Here is a 19,135-nt window from a genome sequence, read left to right on the forward strand (position 1 = left end):
ATCTTCAAACAAGCCCCATCGCAATCATCGGCTTGCTTCGCGCATACCGGCTCAACCGTTCGGCCAACGCATAGGGCAGGGCAGGGTCGAAGCTGAAGCCACGCCGCTCATAAAACCCGCGCAAATCCGGATGGCAGAACAGCCACACCGGTTCCTGCACATCCTTCACCGCCGCCGCGATCAACTGCCCGGCAATTCCTTGCTCACGGCAACCCGGGTCGACAAACAACCCGGTCAACCAGTGCCCGCCCGCCACCGGTCGCAAGCACAACGCGGCGACGATGTCCTCGCGACGGGCCACCCACAGTTGCGCATCGCGCACCGCTTTCATCGACGATTGGTGGCGGCGGTAAAACTTGTTCATCAACGGCCACAAAGGCTCATCGAGCAGGCGGTACTGGGTATCGGACATGGGATCGGACTGGCGGCGGGCAAAGCGCCGATTATAAAAGAACGCACGACGCGCGATAGGTGTATACCTGAGCCTACATCCCTGTGAGTGGAGTACGCATCATGTCCAAAGGTATGGATTCAAAGAAAGCCGCGAAGAAGAAACCGGCCAAGACGGCGATTGAAAAGCGTGCAGAGAAAAAAGCCAAGAAGGTCGATATCTTCGGTCATTGATCACGTCCCTCGGGAGCCCGTCCTCCGGGCTCCCACCTCAGCGCAAAAATAATCTGCAAGATTGCCCGGCTTCGTTGCACAGAAGGGGAAGATTCCCGTTCCGAGCCACGCCATGCCGAATTACTTCGACGCCGACCATCGCCAGCAAATCGAAACCCTGCGCCAGCGCTTCACCGCCCGCACCGAATGGCCGACATGGCTGTTGCTGATCGGCGTGTATGGCGGCTGGTTTGCGATTATCCTCAACAGCGCATGGCTGGGGCGCGGCCTGAGCTCATTGCTGCTGATTCCGCTGCTGGTGCTGTGGCTGTCAGTGCAGCATGAGTTGCTGCATGGGCATCCGACCCGCTCGGTGCTTTGCAATAAAATCCTCGGTTATGCACCCTTTGCGGTGTGGTACCCGTACACCTTGTATCGCGACAGCCATCTGTTGCATCACCGCGATGAAGACCTGACAGTGCCCGGTGTCGATCCGGAAAGCCGTTATCTGACGGCCGTGCGTTGGCAGGGCAGTTCCTTGTTCGAACGCGGCCTGCACTGGCTGAACAAAACCGTGCTCGGGCGGTTCGCGATTGGCGCGCCGCTGGCATTGCTGGCATTGGCCGCGGAAGAACTGCAACGCTTGAAAAACCGCGAGCGGCAAGCCTGGCTAATGTGGCTGACCCACGGTGCGTTCACCGTGCTGATGCTGTACTTTGTCGCGCGCTTCAGCGTGTTGCCGGTCTGGCATTATCTGTTGCTGATCAGCGTACCGGCGCTGTCGATTGCGATGATCCGCTCCTACTATGAACACCGCCCGCACGCACAACCGGAGCAACGCACCGTGCTCAACGAGGCCGGCTGGCCATGGCGCTGGCTGTTTCTGAATCTGAATTTTCATCTGGTGCATCACGACCTGCCGGGGCTGGCGTGGTACGACTTGCCCCAGGCTTACCGTATGCGCCGCGAGCAATGGGTCGCGCGTAGCGGCGGATTTCTGGTGCAGGGTTATGGGCAGTTGTGGTGGCGCCACGGGTTCAAGCCGATCGACAGTCCCGAGCATCCCTTTCACTGACCCCAGGAACACCACAGGTAAGTCTTTGCAGGGAAATAATGTGTATGACCCAACACCACCTCGAACTGCTGATGTACACCGCCCCCGAGCCCATTCGCGCGGCCAACGAGCGCTGGGTTTCACGCATCCTCGAACACCTCGGGCATTCCCGCCTGAACGCCGCCAGCCTGTCGCTGCCCGAACTGTGGTTGTCGCCCGATCTGCTACTGACGCAAACCTGCGGCTACCCCTTGATGACCTTGCTGCGCGATCAGGTGCGCATCGTCGGTCGCCCGCGCTACGAATTGCCCGACGCCAGCGCCGGCAATCACTGCAGCCTGATCCTCAGCCGTGCCGATGATGTGCGCAAAACCCTGGCGGATTTTCGTGGCAGTCGCGGGGTGATCAACAGTGAAGACTCCAACAGTGGCATGAATCTGCTGCGCCAGCGCTTGGCGCCGCTACACCTTGACGGGCAGTTCTTCGTCACGGTCGGCATCAGTGGGGCGCACCGCGAGAGTCTGCGCTGGCTGCGTGAAGAACGCGCCGATCTGGCGGCCATCGACAGCGTGACCTATGCCTGCCTTGCGCAATACGCACCCGAGGAGGTCAACGGATTGCGGATTGTGGCGCGTAGTGCGTTCAGTCCGACGTTGCCGTTTATCACCGCCGTATCGACTACGGATAAACAGATCGAGCGCTTGCGCGAGGTGATGAATCAGACGCTGCTTGAGTTGCCGGATGTGGCGCAGATCCTTGGATTGCCTGAGGTTCTGGCAGCCAGTGAAAGCGATTATCAGGTTGTGCTCGACTATCAGCGTGAGGCTGAAGAGTTGGGCTATGGCCGCTTGCGTTGAAAGATCGCAGCCTTCGGCAGCTCCTACAGGTTGAGCGCATTTCAAATGTAGGAGCTGCCGAAGGCTGCGATCTTTTGCTCTTATATCGCCAAAAAGAATATAAGGATGAAATATAAATATTATTAATGCATAAGGCGCCTTGCTAGGATCGCGCCACCGGATCACCGGACATCCAGCGACCCCTTGCCCAGGAGCCCTTATGTCCGGCGCCGATACCGTTCACCGCAATCATCTCGACGTGCTGTTCCGCGCCCACTACCGCTGGCTGTGCACTTACCTGCACCGGCAGCTGCACGACGCCGAAAGCGCGAAAGACATCGCTGCCGAAACCTTCGCGCAATTGCTTCAGTCACCCAGTGTCACGGCGATACGTGAACCCCGCGCCATGCTCACCACGATTGCCCAGCGCCTGCTTTATCAGCGTTGGCGCCGCGCGGATCTGGAGCGCCGGCATGTGCAGCAGTTCGAGGTCGAGGTCGCCACTTCGCCTGAAGAACTCGCACACCTGAGCCAGACCCTCAAGCGCCTCGACCATAGCTTGCAACGCCTGCCCGGCAAGGTCCGCTCGACCTTCCTGCTGGCGCGCATCGATGGCCTGACCTATCCGCAAATCGCCGCTGAACTGGGCATCTCGCAGCGTTCGGTCAGCGTTTACATGAGCCGTTCCCAGGCCCTGTGCGACCGCCACAGCGCCAACCAAATCCTGACAGACAAGAGGTCCGCATGAGATCGATCAAAACCCTGCTCGGCCGTTCGTTGCTGGCACTGAGCCTGAGCATTGGCGCCGTTGCCGCCAGCGAAAAATCCGCGCCGATCCACTTCGGTGACATCACTTGGGAAAGCGGCAGTTTCATCACCGAAGTGCTGCGGCTGATCGTCGAGAAAGGCTACGGCTACCCCACCGACACGCTGCCGGGCAGCACCGTCAGCCTGGAAGCGGCGCTGGCGAAAAACGACATTCAAGTGATCGGCGAGGAATGGGCTGGGCGCAGTCCGGCGTGGGTCAAGGCTGCCAATGAAGGCAAGGTGTTTGGCCTGGGCGATACGGTGGAAGGCGCGACCGAGGGCTGGTGGGTGCCGGAATACGTGATCAAGGGCGACCCCGAGCGCGGTATCAAACCATTGGCCCCGGAGCTGAAATCGGTGGCTGACCTGCCGCGCTACAAGGACGTGTTCCGCGACCCGGAAGACCCGCGCCGTGGACGCTTTCTCAACAGCCCGACCGGCTGGACCTCGGAGATCGTCAACAGCCAGAAGCTCAAGGCCTATGCGCTGACCGACAGCTACGTCAACTTCCGCACTGGCTCCGGCGCGGCGCTGGATGCCGAAGTGGCGTCGTCGATCAAACGCGGCAAACCGGTGCTGTTCTACTACTGGTCGCCGACGCCGCTGCTCGGTCGCTTCAAACTGGTAAAACTCGAAGAACCGCCGTTCGATGCCGAGGCCTGGAAAACCCTGGCCGATGCCAATAATCCGAATCCCAAGGGCACCCGCTCGATGCCGGCCAGCCTGGCGATTGGCGTGTCGGCGCCGTTCAAGACGCAATACCCGGAACTGGTGGCGTTCTTCGAGAAAGTCGACTTGCCGATTGATCTGCTGAACCAGACGCTGGCCGGAATGAGCGAAAAGCGCCAGCCACCGCGGCAGGTCGCCGAAGCGTTTCTGCGCGATCAGCCGCAGGTGTGGCAGGCGTGGGTGCCGGGGGAGGTGGCGAGCAAGGTGACGGCGGGGCTGTGAGCTTCAACTGTTTAATCGGTGGCGTTTGAGCTACCGCCTTCGCGAGCAAGCTCGCTCCCACACTGGGTCTATGGCTTGTCCGAATCCAGTGTGGGAGCGAGCTTGCTCGCGAATGATCTAAAGACTTACACCGCTTCCGCCGCCAACGCCGCCATCACGGTCGGCCGCTGCTCAATCCGCGCCTTAAACCGCGCCAGCGCCGGCCACTGCGCCAGTTCGATCCCGAACAACCCGGCCCAACGCAGCACCACAAACAACAACGCATCCGCCACGCTGAAGCCGCTCGGCAGCAGATACTCCTGCTGCTCCAGCACCGCGACCAACACCGCAAAACGCTTGAACAACTTCTCCTTGATCACCTCGGCCGGCAACCGCTCATCGAACAGCGCACCAAGACCGCCGTGGATCTCGCTCGAAATGAAATTCAGCCACTCCTGCAAACGCAGCCGTTCGAAACTGCCGGGCGCCGGCGCCAGCCCTGACTGTGGTTGCAGATCCGCCAGATATTGCAGGATCACCGGGCCTTCGGTCAGCACCGCGCCGTTGTCCAGTTGCAGGGCGGCGACATAGCCTTTGGGATTGATCGCCAGGAAGTCTTCGCCGCTGGCGGTGCGCTTGCTGCGGTTGTCGACGCGGATCAGCACGAAGGGCAGCTTCAGTTCGCGCAACACAATGTGCGGCGCCAGTGAACAGGCTTGCGGGGCGTAATACAGCTTCATCGGCAGCTCTCTGGTGAGGATTTGGCGCCAGTGTCATAGTGCGCCGCACCTTCGGTAAAATTAATCTTTCAGAAAGCAGCCATAAGGACAGCTACTGCCATGATGAACCTGATGCATTGGCGGCTGGTGGTCGCTGTGGCCGATCACGGCAACATCACCCGCGCGGCCGAACGGGTCGGCATGACGCAGTCTGGCGCGAGCCAGGCCCTGGCGCTGATGGAACAAACCCTCGGTGTGCAACTGTTCAGTCGCGAAAGCCGGCAAACTTCGCCCACCGCCATTGGGCTGCCGGTGATTGAGCAGGCGCGCGTAATGCTCGGCGCGTTGCAAATCATTCGCCAGACCGTCGACAGCGTGCGCCCGATGCTGCGCGGGACAATTCGCCTGGCAAGTTTTCCCATGGTCTTGGCGAGTTTTCTGCCGCCGCTGCTGCGTCAATTCAATCGCCTGTACCCCGGGATCGAAGTGGTGGCGCTGGAGGTCAGCGATAACGAGGTGGAAACCTTGCTCGCGGCCGGTCTGGTGGATGTCGGTGTGGTGCTCAACCCGGCCCCCGAGCGCAATGCCGGGCCATTGGGCCGTGATGAATGGGTGGCGGTCGTGCCGACGGGCCATCCGTTGGCGCTGCGAGGAACCGAGCAGGGCGTCACCCTGCAAGAACTGACCGCGCTGCCCTTTGTGCTGGCTATCGGCGGTTGCTCGACCAACGCCCGCAGCCTTGCCGCCGAAGCCTGTTTGCAGTTGCAGGATGTGCGGGTCGAGGTGCGCGAGTGGAGCAGCGCCTTCACGCTGGTGCGGGAAAACCTCGGTGTGACGCTGGTGCCGGAAATGACCTTGCCGGTCGACCGTCAGGGCTTGCGCGTGATTGCTCTGCAACCACCTGTCGAGCGGGTGTTTTCGCTGGTGTTGCCTGCGGGGCAGACGGCGTCGGCAGCGGTTCAGGCGCTGCTGGATTTGGTGGCGGAGACTTCGCTTGCCTCCGTTCGCTGAACCGTTTCTTGTGCAAAAAGTGCCAGATACTGGCCGACTAGTGGCCTTGCGCGTGGCAGGGCGCTGGCTATGCTAGCTGTAACTAACTATGTCGACCGTCATCGGTTAGCCGTGATTTCAACGCTGCCAGAGTGCGCAATCAAAGGCACCGGACACTGAACCAACAAGGAGCCAGTTGTACATGGAAGTTCTTCTGCACGTTAGGGCTGGCCCGCTCGCGGGCTATCAAGAGAAGGATGTCTTGATGAGAGCGTCGCGGCATGCACGCTCGGATTAAACATCATTTATCACCTGACAACTTCCTCCCGTGGAGGAATGCGTGTGCCTGTTCTGTGGAACGTAGTGGTGGATTCTGAAAGACCTGAACTTTCATCAAATCAAAAGACCGCGCGGAAGGTGATACAACCATGTTCAACCTACATCACAAGGCTGACCTGCAGGAAATCGAGCGTTTCAGCTGCGCCTTGACCGAAGCCAACGCCAAGCTCGAAGCGATCAGCCGCTCGATGGCGATGATCGAATTTACCCCCGAAGGCATTGTTCTGGATGCCAACGAAAACTTCTGCAAGACCATGGGTTACAGCGCCGAGGAAGTGCGTGGCAAACATCACCGGGTGTTCTGCGAAGAAGCGTTTTACCGCAGCGAGGAATACGCCAGATTGTGGCGCGACCTGGCCCGGGGCGAGCCGATCAGCGGCACGTTTCTGCGCTTGAACAAGTCCGGCAGGGAGATCTGGCTTGAAGCCAGTTACATGCCGGTGTACGGCCCGGACAAACAGGTCAAAAGCGTCATAAAAGTTGCCGCCGACATCACCGCCCGGGTCAACAAAGAGCACGAAGAAGAAAGCATGCTGGCGGCAATCAGCCGTTCGATGGCGGTGATCGAGTTCACCCCGGAAGGCAATGTGATTACCGCCAACGACAACTTTCTGCGCACCATGCAATACACGCTGCCGGAAATCGTCGGCCATCACCACAGCATGTTCTGCCACCGTTCCGAATCCGAATCGGCGCAGTACAAAGCGTTCTGGGCGTCGCTCAATCGCGGCGAATATCACTCGCACCGTTTCGAGCGCAAGAACAAGTCCGGACAGATGGTTTATCTCGAAGCCTCGTACAACCCGCTGTTCGACACCAAGGGTCGTTTGTACAAGGTGGTGAAGTTCGCCAGCGACATCACCCAGCAGATGACTACGCTGCAGAACGCCGCGGAATCGGCCCACAGCACCTCGGTACAAAACGACGCCTGCGCGCAAAAAGGCTCACAGGTCGTGCAGCAGACGGTGCAGATCATTCAGGACATTTCCCGCGACCTCAACGAAGCGGCGCGGAGCATCGATGCGGTGAACAAGCAGTCGGACATCATCGGCACCATCGTCCAGACCATTCGCGGGATCGCCGACCAGACCAACTTGCTGGCGCTCAACGCCGCCATCGAAGCGGCCCGGGCCGGTGAGCACGGACGCGGGTTTGCCGTGGTCGCGGACGAGGTGCGCAGTCTCGCGGCGCGCACCAGTCAGGCGACCCTGGAGATTGTCGAAGTGGTGCGCAAAAACCATGACCTGTCGCTGAGCGCGGTGTCGAGCATGCAGTCGAGCCTGAGCCGCACCGGGCTGGGTGTGGAACTGGCGAACGAGGCGGGGGAGGTGATCCTGGAGATTCAGCAGGGTTCGCGACATGTGGTGGATGCGATCGGGCAGTTCAATGCGACGTTGCAACTGAACTAGCATCTACGCCAAAAACCTGTAGGAGCTGCGGCACGCTGCGATCTTTTGATTTTTAAAAACAAGATCAAAAGATCGCAGCGTGCCGCAGCTCCTACAGGGGGACTAAGCAACCTTCAGATCAAAGCGCCGCGAGAAACTTGTCCGCCAGTTTGTCGCTGTCCTTGACGTCATTGGCGTTGTCTTTTTCCGCCTGCGCCAGTTTCATCTTGTCCTGCAGACGCTCGGCGATCTCTTTGCCGATGGCCAGTTGTTTCTCCGGCGGCATGGCTTTGATGTCGTCTTCGGTGATGCCCATGCTTTGAAGGATACTGTCGCGCAGACGCTGTTCCGGCGACTTGCTCATGTAGTCCTTGAACGCGTCGGTGGCCGAGGTGCCGCTGGTGCTGCCGGCAGTCGTGGCGTCGGTGGTTTGCAGGCCGACACGGGTCTTGGCGAAGGCTTCGTCGACGTTATCGCTGATGCGCGTGGCGGCGGCCACTTGCTGGGTGGCGATCTGCGTGGCCGAATCCTGGACCTTGGAGGTCGCATCGGTGGCTTGCGACTGAGTCTGGTTCTGCAGCGATTGCAACATGGCGCCGTGCAGGCCGCTTTGCAGACCGGCAGCGGCGGTCGTGGTCGCGTCATCCGCCAACCGCTTGGGCAGGTGGATGAGCTGCTGCTGTTTGGCACTGACCAACATCATGATGGAGACCTTTGGATAATTGCTGACGGGCATATTCGAGCAATTAGCGTGCCTCTGCAGCAAATCCCGCTATTTCAAGGCTTTACTGTTGGTGCATGCGCAATCAGGCGGTCATCCGTTGCCGCCGGGCGGCAGAGGATGACCGTGTGGCCGTCAGCGATGGGCAATGTTTTCCAGTGCCAGATTGCGCGTGCGCGGGCCGAATCCGCCGATGGTCAGCATCACGATCAGCATGCTGCTGACGATGAACGCCAGCACGCCGGGCGTGCCGAAGTGGTCGAGGAACAACCCGATCAACAGGCTGCTGAACACTGTCGACAAGCGACTGAACGAATAACAGAAACCCACCGCCCGGGCGCGGATGTTGGTGGGGAACAGTTCGCTCTGGTAAGAGTGATAACTGAAACTCAGCCAGGCATTGCAGAAGGTGATCATCACCCCGCAGAAGATCAGGCCGAAGGCGCTGGTCTGTAACGCGAACAAGGTGCCGAAGGTCATGGCGCCAAGGGCTGAGCCGACGATCTGCCATTTGTTCTCGAAACGGTTGGCGAACTTCACGAACAGCAATGGCCCGAGCGGGTAGGCCAGGGTGATGATGAAGGCGTACATCAGGCTGTGAGTGACGCTCACGCCCTGGCCGGAAAGCAGCGCCGGCAGCCAGTTGCCGAAACCGAAGAAACCGATCGCCTGGAACACGTGAAACACGATCAACATCAGCGCTCGACGCCGATACGGCGGTTGCCAGATATCGGCGAAACGGCCCTTGCCCTCGACATCCACCGGAACGGCTTCAGGCGCATCCAGCGGTTGCCGGTGATCCTTCTCGCAGCGGGCTTCGATGGCGTCGAGAATCTTGTTCGCTTCATCGAAACGCCCGTGCTGCGCCAGCCAGCGCGGCGACTCCGGCAGGCGCTTGCGCAGCCACCAGATGAACAGCGCAAACACCGCGCTCGCCAGCACCACCCAACGCCAGCCCGACACACCGAACGGCGCCTGCGGCACCAGCCACCACGACATCAATGCCACCGCTGGCACCGAGAGAAACTGCACGAAAAAAGCGAAGGCAAACGCCGAACTGCGCATGCGCTTGGGCACCAGTTCCGAGAGGTAGGCGTCGATGGTCACCAGCTCGATACCGAGGCCAATCCCCACCAGAAAACGCATGCAGATGATGCCCAGCGCCGAGCTTTGAATGCCCATCAGCACCGTGGCCACGGTGTACCAGACCAGCGCAAAGGTGAAAATCGCGCGGCGGCCGAAACGATCGGCCAACGGACTGAGCAGGCTGGCGCCGAGAAACAGACCCAGGAAGGTCGCCGACGCGAACGCCGCCTGATCGGAGAAACCGAACACACCCTGATTGCCGGTGGCGAAGATCCCGTCACGGATCAGCCCGGGGCTGATGTAGGCCGTCTGGAACAAATCGTAGAGTTCGAAGAAGCCGCCAATCGACAACAGCGCCACCAGTCGCCAGATCGTGGCGACGGCGGGCAGGCGGTCGATGCGAGCGGAAATCTCGGCGGCGCGTATCGGATCGATGCCGTCGCATTGCGCGGCGGCGGGGGCGTGAGCAGTCATGGGGCTGGTCCATTTTTTATTGATGGAAAAGCTTAGCCTGCTATCGGAGTGGATGGATTGTGAATATCGGCGGTTCTCCCGCAGATACCGCCGATTTTTCGCAATAACTGCTTACGAATTAACGATTTATGCCGCTGCGGCCGAGTCGGGCAGCGCTGAGGCCGGCAGGCCGAAAATGCGATCGAACAGCCAGTTGAAGGTGAACGTGTAGCACGGGATGAAGATAATCAGCGCCAGATCCAACAGGAACGCCTGCACCAGACTGATGTTCATCCACCAGGCGATCAGCGGGATCAGGAACACGATCAGTGTCAGCTGAAAACCCACGGCGTGGGCGATACGCCGCTTGACTGTGCGGGTGCGTGATTTCTGGCGGCTTTCCCAATGCTCGAACAGTGTGGTGTAGATGAAATTCCAGGTCACGGCGATGGTGGTGATGATCACCGCCAGCGGGCCGGTGCTGCCCGGTGAAGTGCCGGACAACAGCGCCAGGCCGAGGGCGGAGAAGGTCATGCCGATCACTTCGTAAAGCGACACATAGACCAGTTTGCGTTTGACGCCTTGCATGGGGATTTGCCTCTTTCTTGCAATGTGTTGGCCAGCGGGACTGGCGGAGGCGGCGAAAGATAGCTTCAATAGTGGTGACAGAAAAAGTCAGTAGCTTTCAGTTTTGGTGATAGGTGGTGGTTTGAATTTCAACAGCGACAGCATCGAGCTGTTTCTTGCGGTGATTGATCGTGGCTCCTTCTCCGCCGCCGCCCGCGCTTTGGGCAGGGTGCCTTCGGCGGTCAGCATGGGCATCGGCAATCTTGAGGCGGAGCTTGGCTATGCCTTGTTCGACCGCAGCCATCGCGAACCGCAGCCAACCGCGATGGCGCTGTCACTGGTGCCCCATGCGCGGTTGATTGCCGAGCAGCTCAAGCAGCTGCAGGTGCACGCGGTGGAGTTGTCGTTGGGGCTGGAGAGCAAGCTGTCGATTGGTGTGGTCGCCGACATCGACCGGCGCCGCTTGCTCGCCGCGATCAAGGTGATTGCCGAGCGTCATCCGCTGCTCGACATCGAAGTGCTGACCGCGCCGCAGGACGATGTGCTGGCGATGCTGCACCGTGGCCGCGTCAGCGTCTGTCTGGCGTTTGCCGGGTTGAGCATGAACGTGCTGGAGCGTTTTCAGTTTGTCGGCAGCGAACGGATGATCGCCACGCTGGCGGCGGACAGTCCGTTGTTGCGGGGGCAGGATCTGTTCCTTGAAGACCTGGTGCATGTCCGGCAGATTTTCGTCGCCAGCCGTGATTTGCCGATCAGCGAAACCCGGCCGCTGGTGGCTGAGTCGCACTGGCGCACCGATACGCTGGAGGCGGCGCTGGAGATGGTCGAGGCAGGTTTGGGCTGGGGCAATTTCCCGTTATCGGTGGTGCAGCCGTGGCTGGACAGTGGGCGTCTGAAACGCCTGAATTTCCGCAACATCGAAAACGGCCTGGTGCTGCCGGTGCACGCGGTGTGGCTCAAGAGCCAGCCACTGCAGAAGGGCGCGTCGGCCCTCGTCGAACTGCTCAGCCACTGACCGCAACACATTCCCCCTGTAGGAGCTGCCGAAGGCTGCGATCTTTTGATCTTGATCTTGAAAAGAAAAATCAAAAGATCGCAGCCTTCGGCAGCTCCTACATGGGAAGTGGCTTCAGGTACTCTCGCGAATCTTCAGTTCAAAACCCATGTCTTCCACCGGCCGCGCCACGCTGTTGCCGGCCATCAACGTCAGCATCTGCTCCGCCGCACGCCGGCCAATCGCCTCGCGCGGGGTGTTGATGCTGCTCAGGCGCGGCACCATGTGCTCGGACATCGGCAAGTCGTTGAAGCCGAGGATCGCCACCTGCTCGGGGATCTTGATCCCGTTGCGCAGCGCTTCGAGCAGGGCGCCCTGCGCCAGGTCGTCGTTACCAAAGAAGATCGCATCGACGTCCGGATGCGCCGCCAGCAGTTGCAGGAACAGCTCTCCGCCTAATCCCACCGACGAGGAGCGCGGGGTCAGCACTTCCAGGTCCGGGTCATAGCGCCCGGCCTTCTGCAGGGCTTTGCGAAAACCCTCGCCGCGCAACAAGGTGCGCTGATCGAGTTGTGCGCCGATATAGGCCAGACGCTTGCGACCGCGCGAGAGCAAATGTTCGGCCGCGGTTTCGCCGGCGCTGAGCTGCGAGAAACCCACGCAATTCACGCCGGCCGCGCTGTCCAGTTCCATCATGTACACGCAGGGAATGTTGCTGGCCTCGATCATCCGCCGCGAACTTTCCGTGCGATCAAACCCGGTCAACAGCAAACCACGCGGCTGATAAGCCATGTAGTTGCGCAGCAGGTTTTCTTCTTCATCGCGTGAATAGTGGAAGTTGCCGATCAGCACTTCGAAGCCCTTGGGCGTCAACACCCGATGAATGGCTTCCAGCGTGTCGATGAACAGCAGGTTGGACAGCGACGGCACCAGCACCACCACCGAATGGCTCTGCGCCGAGGCCAGGGCGCGGGCGGCAGGGTTGACCACGTAATTGAGTTCGAGCGCGGCTTTCTGCACTTTTTCCACCAGTTCGGTGGCCACGGTGCTGACCCCGCGCAAGGCGCGGGACGCGGTAATTGGGCTCACGCCGGCAAGGCGGGCAACTTCATTAAGGGTGGGACGGCCGGTGGTGCGAGTGTTTTTATCGTTTTTAGGGGTGGTCATCGGGCGGCTTGCCAAACAAAAATCAAGGCACTAAGGTAGCGCTGTCCTGATGCAGCTGCAAATGCGTAAGCGAGGTCCTGCCTGATCCTCGCTTTTTGGCGTTGGGCGACAACCTGCTGCAACCCAAAAAAACGACAAGAAGGCGTCGGCAACTTCTGCCTGTGCACTAGAGTCATAGCTAGCAAAGGTAGCGCTGTCTGCGCGCTGAGGTGTTATATGAGTCATCCCATCACCGCCCTGGTCATCATGGGCGTTGCCGGTTGCGGCAAGACGTGCGTCAGCGAGGCCCTGTGCCAATTGAGCGGCGCCACTGCCATTGAAGGCGATACTTTCCATCCGGCCGCGAACATCGAAAAGATGAGCGCGGGGATCCCCTTGAACGACGACGACCGTGCCGGCTGGCTCGACAGCCTGTGTGTTGAGTTGCGTCGTGTCGATGCACTCGGCGAGCGTCCGGTGTTGACCTGCTCGGCGCTTAAACACAGTTATCGCGAAGTGCTGCGCAGTGCCTTGCCGGGCCTGGGCTTCGTATTCCTTGAACTGACCCCTGAAGTGGCTGCCGACCGCGTGTCCCATCGCCCGGGCCACTTCATGCCGGCAACGTTGATCGAAAGCCAGTTTGCCACCCTCGAATCGCCGGTCGGCGAGCCGTTGACCCTGGCGCTGAATGCTTCGATCCACAGCGTTGAAGAGCTGGCGACCCAGGCGCACGTCTGGTGGCAGGCTCATGGTCTGAAACAGGCGGTATGAGTGTGTTGAAAGAGCTAGCGCTGTCCTCACGAATTCTGTTTAACCCGCTTTAATAACAACAACAAGCCAGGAGACACCCCCAATGTTTGGCATGTCCCACGACGCCTACCTGCTGCTCGATGCAGTGGTCACGGTAATCGGTCTGATTATCCTGATCACCAAATTCAAGATTCACCCCTTCATCGCCCTGACCATCGCGGCCGCGTTCCTCGGCCTGACGTCCGGCATGCCGATCGGCACCATCATCAAGGCGTTCCAGGACGGCTTCGGTGGCGTGCTCGGTTTCGTCGGCATCATCCTCGCGCTGGGCACCATGCTCGGCAAAATGATGGCCGAATCCGGTGGCGCCGATCAGATCGCGCAGACCCTGATCCGCGCGTTCGGCAAGGACAAAGTGCAGTGGGCCATGATGTTCGCCGCGTTCCTGGTCGGTATTCCACTGTTCTTCGAAATCGGCTTCGTGCTGCTGATTCCGCTGGTGTTCATCGTTGCCCGACGCACCGGGGTGTCGATCATCAAGATCGGTATTCCGCTGCTCGCCGGTCTGTCTGCGGTACACGGTCTGGTGCCGCCGCACCCGGGCCCGCTGCTGGCAATCGGCGTGTTTGGTGCCGACATCGGCAAGACCATCCTCTACGGTCTGATCGTTGCGCTGCCGACCGCCATCATCGCCGGCCCGATCTTCGGTACGTTCATCGCCAAGCACATTCCCGGCACGCCGAATCAGGAACTGGTCGATCAACTGGCCCGCGAAACCGATTCGCAGAACCTGCCGAGCTTCAGCATCACCCTGGTCACTGTGCTGCTGCCGGTGTTCCTGATGCTGCTGAAAACCTTCGCCGACGTCGCGCTACCGGACGGTCATTTCTTCCGCACCTGGATGGACATGATCGGCCATCCGATCTCGGCACTGCTGCTGGCCTTGCTGCTGTCGCTGTACACCTTCGGTCACAAGCAGGGCATCGGTTCACAGCAGATGCTCAAGTGGCTGGACGCGAGCCTGGCGCCGACCGCCGCGATCATCCTGATCATCGGTGCCGGTGGTGGCTTCAAGCAGATGCTGGTGACCAGCGGCGTGGGCGACGTGATCGGCCACATGGCAGTCAGCGCGCAGATCTCGCCGATCCTGCTGGCATGGCTGGTGGCGGCGGTGATTCGTATCGCCACCGGTTCGGCCACCGTGGCGACCATCACGGGCGCCGGCATCGTGGTGCCGGTGGTGGGGATGATTCCGGGCGTCAACCGTGAACTGCTGGTGCTGGCCACCGGTGCCGGGTCGTTGATCCTGTCCCATGTGAACGACGCCGGTTTCTGGCTGGTGAAGCAGTACTTCAACATGACCGTGGCCGAGACGTTCAAGACCTGGACGGCGATGGAAACCATCCTGTCGGTGGTGGGCCTGGGCTTCATTCTATTGCTGTCGCTGTTCGTTTAACCTCGAACGCAAGACACAAAAAAACCGCAGCGATGCGGTTTTTTTGTGGATGAGGCGAAAGGGCTAACCCTGTAGGAGCTGCCGAAGGCTGCGATCTTTTGATTTTAAAGATCAAGATCAAAAGATCGCAGCCTGCGGCAGCTCCTACAGGGGGATGTGTTAGCCGGCGGTTTTCGGGGCCAGGCCATCCGCCCGGAACATCCCGCGAATCCCGCGCACCGCCTGCCGAATCCGGTCCTGGTTTTCGATCAGCGCGAAGCGCACATGATCATCGCCATACTCACCAAAACCCACCCCCGGCGAGACACAGACCTTGGCCTCGGCCAGCAGTTTCTTGGCAAACTCCAGCGAGCCCAGATGCGCGTAAGCCTCGGGAATCTTCGCCCAGACGTACATCGACGCCTTCGGATTCTCGACCATCCAGCCCAGCTCGTGCAGGCCTTTGACCAGCACGTTACGGCGCTGGCGATACTGTTCGGCGATGTCACGCACACATTGCTGATCGCCTTCCAGCGCAGCAATCGCCGCCACTTGCAGCGGAGTGAAAGTGCCGTAGTCGTGGTAGCTCTTGATCCGCGCCAAGGCGTTGACCAGTTCCGGGTTGCCGACCATGAAACCGATGCGCCAGCCGGCCATGTTGTAGCTCTTGGACAGGGTAAAAAACTCCACCGCAATGTCCTTGGCGCCCGGCACCTGCATGATCGACGGGGCTTTCCAGCCGTCGTAGACGATGTCGGCATAGGCCAGGTCGTGCACCACCAGTACGTCGTACTGCTTGGCGAGGGCGATCACCCGTTCGAAGAAATCCAGCTCCACGCACTGTGCGGTGGGGTTGGACGGGAAGCCGAGGATCATCATCTTCGGCTTCGGGATCGAACCGCGAATGGCCCGTTCCAGCTCGGCGAAGAAGTCCACGCCCGGCACCAGCGGCACCGAACGCACCTGAGCGCCGGCAATCACCGCGCCGTAGATGTGAATCGGGTAGCTCGGGTTCGGCACCAGTACCGTGTCGCCCTGATCCAGGGTCGCCAGCATCAAATGCGCGAGGCCTTCCTTGGAACCGATGGTGACGATCGCTTCGCTTTCCGGGTCGATATCGACCGCGTAGCGTTCCTTGTACCAGTTGGAAATCGCCCGGCGCAGACGTGGAATGCCCTTGGACGTGGAGTAACCGTGGGTGTCTTCACGTTGGGCAACTTGTACCAGTTTTTCGACGATGTGCGGCGGCGTGGCCCCGTCGGGGTTGCCCATGCTCAAGTCGATGATGTCTTCACCACGGCGCCGCGCGGCCATCTTCAGCTCGGCGGTGATGTTGAAAACGTAGGGGGGGAGTCGATCAATGCGCGCAAAGCGGCGCGGCGAACCTTGTTCAGCCATTGTTGCCTCGGATAACGTAAGCGCCCGGAACCGTCCGAGCGACGCTGGTCACTGCGGTGACCTGTGGCGGAAGATAAGGGCAGCGAGGGCGGACTGTCCAGCGTGCAAGACAATAATTTTTTCCAAGGAAATGCTTAATGGAATTCACCAGCGGCTTCTTGCTGAGCCTCTCGCTGTGCCTGGACATCGGCGTAGCCAACATCGCAATGATCACCCTGGCGATGCAGCGCGGGTACTTTCAGGGCTTCGCGCTGGGCCTGGGCACCTGCGTCGGTGACCTGATCTACGCGGTGCTGGCGCTGGCCGGCATGACCGTGCTGCTGCAGTACGAAAGCGTGCGCTGGGTGCTGTGGATCGGCGGGTCGGCGCTGCTGATCTACTTTGCGGCGAAGATGATCTATTCGGCGATTCACCACGAGGCGCAGTTGGCGGCGACCGCCGAGGTGGGGCAGAACTCGCATCGCAAGGAGTTCTTTCGCGGGATTTTCCTCGCCATGTCTTCACCGAGCGCGATTCTCTGGTTCGCCGCGGTGGGCGGCACCCTGATCGCCCGCTCCGGTGGCGGTGGCCCTGCAAGTTCGGCGCTGTTCCTCGGCGGCTTCCTGTGCGCCGGGCTGCTGTGGTCGGCCGGGCTGTGCTTCGCCGCGAGCCACGGCGGCAAGTTGCTCGGCGACAAGCTGTTGCGCTACTCGTACATGGCATCGGCAGCGATCTTCTGCTATTTCGCGGTGTACGTGATCGTATCCGGTTATAACGAGTTCGTCGGTTCCGGGGCTGCCGACCAGTTGCACGCCCTGTAGCATTGCGAATCGGGTTTGGCTTCTATACTCAGCAGCCGAACCCCTTCTTTTGTTCCAGGAGTCGAGTCATGGATGAGCAAAAACGCGTCGAAGTGGCTGAACCTCGCTTCGAACATGGACACTTCCTGCTGATCGCAGGATTTCGTGGTCGATTTACCCAGGACACCGCCAAGGACATCCCCGCACTGTGGGAAAGGTTCTTGCCGCACCTGGGAAAGATACAGGGACAAAAAAACGAAGTGACCTACGGCGTCTGCAGTAATTTCGACGGCCAGGGTGGCTTCGATTACATCGCCGGGGTGGAAATCAGCAAGCTCGACGACCTCGACCAGAAGGTCTATCAGTGGGTCGAAGTGCTGCCTCGTCAGTACGCCGTATTCGAGCACAAGGGACCGCTCGATCAGTTACCTCAGACTCTGCAATACATCTACAAAACCTGGCTGCCGACTTCCCACTATGTGGAGCTCAACGCCCCGGAGCTGGAACGCTACAGCGCCGATTTCAATCCGCGACTGCACACCGGCAAACTGGAAATCTGCGTGCCGGTCGATACCAAAGCCTGAACCATAACGATGAGGCGGATCACTGATCCGCCTCATGTTGTTCAACCGCGCTTGCCTTTGCCCAGCCGTCGCGCCCGCAACAGGTCGATGCCCAAGGTGATAAAGCCGAACGTACTGATGCCCAACACCATCAACAGGCCGATTTCAACGCTGCTCATAAGCGGTTACCCCCAAGGGTGATCAGAGACACACCGCAGAAATAGCCCGCCGCCCGCACGAAGAAAAGCGCTTATACGCAAGCTTTACGGCCCCCGCGCGGATCGATATGCACACCTTATTCCTTTATGCTTTGCGCACTTTTCTCCGCTGATTTTCGAGCTGCCATGAACACCGTCATCCGCAACGTCACCGCCGCTGACCTGGACCGCTGCTACGCCATCGAAACCGTTGCCTACGAAGGCGATGAAGCCGCCACGCGCGAAAAGATCGCCACGCGCATCGCCACCTGGCCGGAGGGTTTTATCGTCGCCGAAGTGGAGGGCGTGGTCGCCGGGTTCATCAATTCGGGCGCGGCGTTTGACGTGCAGATGTCCGACGAGGCGTTCAAGGAACTGATCGGCCACGACCCGAAAGGGCCGAACGTGGTGATCATGTCGGTGGTGGTACACCCGGACTATCAGGGGCAGGGCCTGGCCAAGCGATTGATGGCCGAATTCATCGAGCGCATGCGCGGGATGGACAAGGCGACGATTCATCTGATGTGCAAGGAACGACACATTGCGCTGTACGCCGGATTCGGCTTTGCCTACATCAAGCCGTCGGAGTCAGACCATGGCGGGATGGCGTGGCACGAGATGATCCTTACTTTGTAAGGCATCGCACATAACCTGTGGGAGCTGGCTTGCCAGCGATAGCGGTGGGTCAGTCGACATCAATGTTTGATGCGCCGACGCCATCGCTGGCAAGCCAGCTCCCACAGGTTCTAGCGGTGTTTGCAATTCCCCGTTTAGTAAAGGGTGTCGATTACCCGCTTCGGTGCTTCGCGATCGTACGTCTCGGCATCGAACTGCCCATCATTCAAACGCTTGTGAAACGCGCCCGCAGAGGGCAGGGCCGAGCGCGGCAGGTGGGTTTCGGGGTTCCAGGCGTCAGAGCGCACAAAGGCTTTCGAGCAGTGGAAAAACGCCGCCTCCACCGTCACCAGCAGCACCGTTTTTGCCGGTTTGCCGTTCACCGCAAAGCTTTCCAGCAGTTCGGGATCGGCGCTGATGGTCGCGGTGCCGTTGACCCGCAAGGTCTCGCCGATCCCCGGAATGATGAACAGCAGCGACACCCGTGGATCGTGCAGCACATTGCGCAAGGTATCGATGCGGTTGTTGCCCGGGCGATCCGGCAGGGCCAGGGTGTTCTGGTCGATGATCCGCACAAATCCCGGCGCATCGCCGCGTGGCGAATTGTCCAGGCCGTCGGCGCCCACCGAGCTGACAATCACCAGCGGCGAAACCCGCACCATCGCCTGATAATCCTCGTTGAGAAAACCGATCTGCTTGCGCACCGCGCGCTCGTGGGGCAGGCCGTAAATAGCTTCCAGTGCTTCGATTGAATCGATCATCGTG

The 19,135-nt window shown here is 60.2% G+C and carries 19 protein-coding genes and 2 pseudogenes; 13 read left to right on the plus strand and 8 right to left on the minus strand.

Annotated features, from left to right (window positions below; genetic code table 11):
- Window positions 1–4 precede the first annotated feature (4 nt).
- The gene (locus AB1J88_RS27690) at window positions 5–412 is read right to left on the minus strand and encodes a GNAT family N-acetyltransferase (RefSeq protein ID WP_430292474.1); all 408 of its coding nucleotides are present in this window, start codon (window positions 410–412) and stop codon (window positions 5–7) included.
- Window positions 413–736: 324 nt separating this feature from the next.
- Here AB1J88_RS27690 and AB1J88_RS27695 point away from each other — a divergent pair, with 324 nt between their 5' ends.
- From AB1J88_RS27695 to AB1J88_RS27710, 4 genes are all read left to right on the plus strand, one after another.
- Window positions 737–1,678, plus strand: a complete 942-nt coding sequence (locus AB1J88_RS27695; protein WP_430292476.1) for a fatty acid desaturase — start codon at window positions 737–739, stop codon at window positions 1,676–1,678.
- Between the two features lie 44 nt (window positions 1,679–1,722).
- A complete protein-coding gene (locus AB1J88_RS27700; RefSeq protein WP_430292477.1) occupies window positions 1,723–2,514 on the plus strand; it encodes a phosphate/phosphite/phosphonate ABC transporter substrate-binding protein in 792 nt (263 codons plus the stop codon).
- A 199-nt stretch (window positions 2,515–2,713) separates the two neighbouring features.
- Window positions 2,714–3,241: a sigma-70 family RNA polymerase sigma factor gene (locus tag AB1J88_RS27705; protein WP_430292479.1), complete on the plus strand. Its 528-nt coding sequence runs from the start codon at window positions 2,714–2,716 to the stop codon at window positions 3,239–3,241.
- Window positions 3,238–4,251, plus strand: a complete 1,014-nt coding sequence (locus AB1J88_RS27710) for an ABC transporter substrate-binding protein (protein ID WP_430292480.1) — start codon at window positions 3,238–3,240, stop codon at window positions 4,249–4,251. Before AB1J88_RS27705 ends, AB1J88_RS27710 begins: the two co-directional genes overlap by 4 nt.
- A 125-nt stretch (window positions 4,252–4,376) precedes the next feature.
- On the opposite strand, the gene gstA is transcribed toward AB1J88_RS27710, so the two are convergent.
- Window positions 4,377–4,970: a glutathione transferase GstA gene (gene gstA, locus AB1J88_RS27715; RefSeq protein WP_430292482.1), complete on the minus strand. Its 594-nt coding sequence runs from the start codon at window positions 4,968–4,970 to the stop codon at window positions 4,377–4,379.
- Between the two features lie 99 nt (window positions 4,971–5,069).
- Between gstA and AB1J88_RS27720 the strand changes: the two genes are divergently transcribed.
- From AB1J88_RS27720 to AB1J88_RS27730, 3 genes and pseudogenes are all read left to right on the plus strand, one after another.
- Window positions 5,070–5,960: a LysR family transcriptional regulator gene (locus tag AB1J88_RS27720; protein WP_430292484.1), complete on the plus strand. Its 891-nt coding sequence runs from the start codon at window positions 5,070–5,072 to the stop codon at window positions 5,958–5,960.
- Window positions 5,961–6,367: 407 nt separating this feature from the next.
- Window positions 6,368–7,144: pseudogene (locus AB1J88_RS27725) on the plus strand (PAS domain-containing protein); the annotation flags it as partial.
- A 120-nt stretch (window positions 7,145–7,264) separates the two neighbouring features.
- A pseudogene (locus AB1J88_RS27730) lies at window positions 7,265–7,687 on the plus strand (methyl-accepting chemotaxis protein); the annotation flags it as partial.
- A gap of 118 nt (window positions 7,688–7,805) precedes the next feature.
- Here the strand turns inward: AB1J88_RS27730 and AB1J88_RS27735 are convergent.
- From AB1J88_RS27735 to AB1J88_RS27745, 3 genes are all read right to left on the minus strand, one after another.
- Window positions 7,806–8,366, minus strand: coding sequence for a hypothetical protein (locus AB1J88_RS27735; RefSeq protein WP_041066606.1), 561 nt, complete (start codon window positions 8,364–8,366; stop codon window positions 7,806–7,808).
- A gap of 156 nt (window positions 8,367–8,522) precedes the next feature.
- Window positions 8,523–9,947, minus strand: coding sequence for an MFS transporter (locus AB1J88_RS27740; RefSeq protein WP_108183573.1), 1,425 nt, complete (start codon window positions 9,945–9,947; stop codon window positions 8,523–8,525).
- Between the two features lie 126 nt (window positions 9,948–10,073).
- Window positions 10,074–10,514 carry a PACE efflux transporter gene (locus AB1J88_RS27745; protein WP_182402131.1) on the minus strand — a complete coding sequence of 147 codons (441 nt, stop codon included), beginning with the start codon at window positions 10,512–10,514 and terminating at the stop codon, window positions 10,074–10,076.
- A 121-nt stretch (window positions 10,515–10,635) separates the two neighbouring features.
- Between AB1J88_RS27745 and AB1J88_RS27750 the strand changes: the two genes are divergently transcribed.
- Window positions 10,636–11,508 (plus strand): LysR family transcriptional regulator, encoded by an 873-nt coding sequence (locus AB1J88_RS27750; protein WP_430292486.1) that lies wholly within the window; start codon window positions 10,636–10,638, stop codon window positions 11,506–11,508.
- Window positions 11,509–11,622: 114 nt separating this feature from the next.
- On the opposite strand, the gene AB1J88_RS27755 is transcribed toward AB1J88_RS27750, so the two are convergent.
- Complete coding sequence (locus AB1J88_RS27755; RefSeq protein WP_047295927.1) at window positions 11,623–12,654, minus strand: LacI family DNA-binding transcriptional regulator; 1,032 nt, start codon at window positions 12,652–12,654, stop codon at window positions 11,623–11,625.
- Window positions 12,655–12,870: 216 nt separating this feature from the next.
- Here AB1J88_RS27755 and AB1J88_RS27760 point away from each other — a divergent pair, with 216 nt between their 5' ends.
- Together AB1J88_RS27760 and AB1J88_RS27765 are read left to right on the plus strand one after the other, a co-directional pair.
- A complete protein-coding gene (locus AB1J88_RS27760; protein ID WP_430292488.1) occupies window positions 12,871–13,404 on the plus strand; it encodes a gluconokinase in 534 nt (177 codons plus the stop codon).
- 82 nt (window positions 13,405–13,486) lie between these two features.
- Entirely contained in the window at window positions 13,487–14,839 is a 1,353-nt protein-coding gene (locus AB1J88_RS27765; RefSeq protein WP_047295923.1) for a GntP family permease, read from the plus strand.
- 159 nt (window positions 14,840–14,998) lie between these two features.
- Here AB1J88_RS27765 and alaC read toward each other — a convergent pair whose 3' ends face one another.
- Window positions 14,999–16,216: an alanine transaminase gene (alaC, locus tag AB1J88_RS27770; RefSeq protein ID WP_202368817.1), complete on the minus strand. Its 1,218-nt coding sequence runs from the start codon at window positions 16,214–16,216 to the stop codon at window positions 14,999–15,001.
- Between the two features lie 137 nt (window positions 16,217–16,353).
- On the opposite strand from alaC, the gene AB1J88_RS27775 reads away from it, so the two are divergent.
- The 3 genes from AB1J88_RS27775 (at window position 16,354) to AB1J88_RS27785 (ending at window position 18,391) form a co-directional block, all read left to right on the plus strand.
- Window positions 16,354–17,016, plus strand: a complete 663-nt coding sequence (locus AB1J88_RS27775; RefSeq protein WP_108183570.1) for a LysE family translocator — start codon at window positions 16,354–16,356, stop codon at window positions 17,014–17,016.
- Window positions 17,017–17,084: 68 nt separating this feature from the next.
- Complete coding sequence (locus tag AB1J88_RS27780; protein ID WP_041066414.1) at window positions 17,085–17,579, plus strand: GyrI-like domain-containing protein; 495 nt, start codon at window positions 17,085–17,087, stop codon at window positions 17,577–17,579.
- A 323-nt stretch (window positions 17,580–17,902) separates the two neighbouring features.
- The gene (locus AB1J88_RS27785) at window positions 17,903–18,391 is read left to right on the plus strand and encodes a GNAT family N-acetyltransferase (protein ID WP_041066417.1); all 489 of its coding nucleotides are present in this window, start codon (window positions 17,903–17,905) and stop codon (window positions 18,389–18,391) included.
- A 134-nt stretch (window positions 18,392–18,525) separates the two neighbouring features.
- Here AB1J88_RS27785 and AB1J88_RS27790 read toward each other — a convergent pair whose 3' ends face one another.
- The gene (locus tag AB1J88_RS27790) at window positions 18,526–19,131 is read right to left on the minus strand and encodes a pyridoxamine 5'-phosphate oxidase family protein (protein ID WP_430292491.1); all 606 of its coding nucleotides are present in this window, start codon (window positions 19,129–19,131) and stop codon (window positions 18,526–18,528) included.
- Window positions 19,132–19,135: the final 4 nt, after the last annotated feature.

The sequence above is a fragment of the Pseudomonas sp. S8 genome (genome assembly GCF_050473925.1).
In the GTDB taxonomy this organism is placed as follows: domain Bacteria; phylum Pseudomonadota; class Gammaproteobacteria; order Pseudomonadales; family Pseudomonadaceae; genus Aquipseudomonas; species Aquipseudomonas parakoreensis.

What these genes read in the sequence shown, in the direction of transcription:
- AB1J88_RS27690 (WP_430292474.1), bottom strand. Translation starts at nt 412, where the DNA reads ATGTCCGATACCCAGTACCGCCTGCTCGATGAGCCTTTGTGGCCGTTG.
- AB1J88_RS27695 (WP_430292476.1), top strand. Translation starts at nt 737, where the DNA reads ATGCCGAATTACTTCGACGCCGACCATCGCCAGCAAATCGAAACCCTG.
- AB1J88_RS27700 (WP_430292477.1), top strand. Translation starts at nt 1,723, where the DNA reads ATGACCCAACACCACCTCGAACTGCTGATGTACACCGCCCCCGAGCCC.
- AB1J88_RS27705 (WP_430292479.1), top strand. Translation starts at nt 2,714, where the DNA reads ATGTCCGGCGCCGATACCGTTCACCGCAATCATCTCGACGTGCTGTTC.
- AB1J88_RS27710 (WP_430292480.1), top strand. Translation starts at nt 3,238, where the DNA reads ATGAGATCGATCAAAACCCTGCTCGGCCGTTCGTTGCTGGCACTGAGC.
- gstA (WP_430292482.1), bottom strand. Translation starts at nt 4,970, where the DNA reads ATGAAGCTGTATTACGCCCCGCAAGCCTGTTCACTGGCGCCGCACATT.
- AB1J88_RS27720 (WP_430292484.1), top strand. Translation starts at nt 5,070, where the DNA reads ATGATGAACCTGATGCATTGGCGGCTGGTGGTCGCTGTGGCCGATCAC.
- AB1J88_RS27735 (WP_041066606.1), bottom strand. Translation starts at nt 8,366, where the DNA reads ATGTTGGTCAGTGCCAAACAGCAGCAGCTCATCCACCTGCCCAAGCGG.
- AB1J88_RS27740 (WP_108183573.1), bottom strand. Translation starts at nt 9,947, where the DNA reads ATGACTGCTCACGCCCCCGCCGCCGCGCAATGCGACGGCATCGATCCG.
- AB1J88_RS27745 (WP_182402131.1), bottom strand. Translation starts at nt 10,514, where the DNA reads ATGCAAGGCGTCAAACGCAAACTGGTCTATGTGTCGCTTTACGAAGTG.
- AB1J88_RS27755 (WP_047295927.1), bottom strand. Translation starts at nt 12,654, where the DNA reads ATGACCACCCCTAAAAACGATAAAAACACTCGCACCACCGGCCGTCCC.
- AB1J88_RS27760 (WP_430292488.1), top strand. Translation starts at nt 12,871, where the DNA reads ATGAGTCATCCCATCACCGCCCTGGTCATCATGGGCGTTGCCGGTTGC.
- AB1J88_RS27765 (WP_047295923.1), top strand. Translation starts at nt 13,487, where the DNA reads ATGTTTGGCATGTCCCACGACGCCTACCTGCTGCTCGATGCAGTGGTC.
- alaC (WP_202368817.1), bottom strand. Translation starts at nt 16,216, where the DNA reads ATGGCTGAACAAGGTTCGCCGCGCCGCTTTGCGCGCATTGATCGACTC.
- AB1J88_RS27775 (WP_108183570.1), top strand. Translation starts at nt 16,354, where the DNA reads ATGGAATTCACCAGCGGCTTCTTGCTGAGCCTCTCGCTGTGCCTGGAC.
- AB1J88_RS27780 (WP_041066414.1), top strand. Translation starts at nt 17,085, where the DNA reads ATGGATGAGCAAAAACGCGTCGAAGTGGCTGAACCTCGCTTCGAACAT.
- AB1J88_RS27785 (WP_041066417.1), top strand. Translation starts at nt 17,903, where the DNA reads ATGAACACCGTCATCCGCAACGTCACCGCCGCTGACCTGGACCGCTGC.
- AB1J88_RS27790 (WP_430292491.1), bottom strand. Translation starts at nt 19,131, where the DNA reads ATGATCGATTCAATCGAAGCACTGGAAGCTATTTACGGCCTGCCCCAC.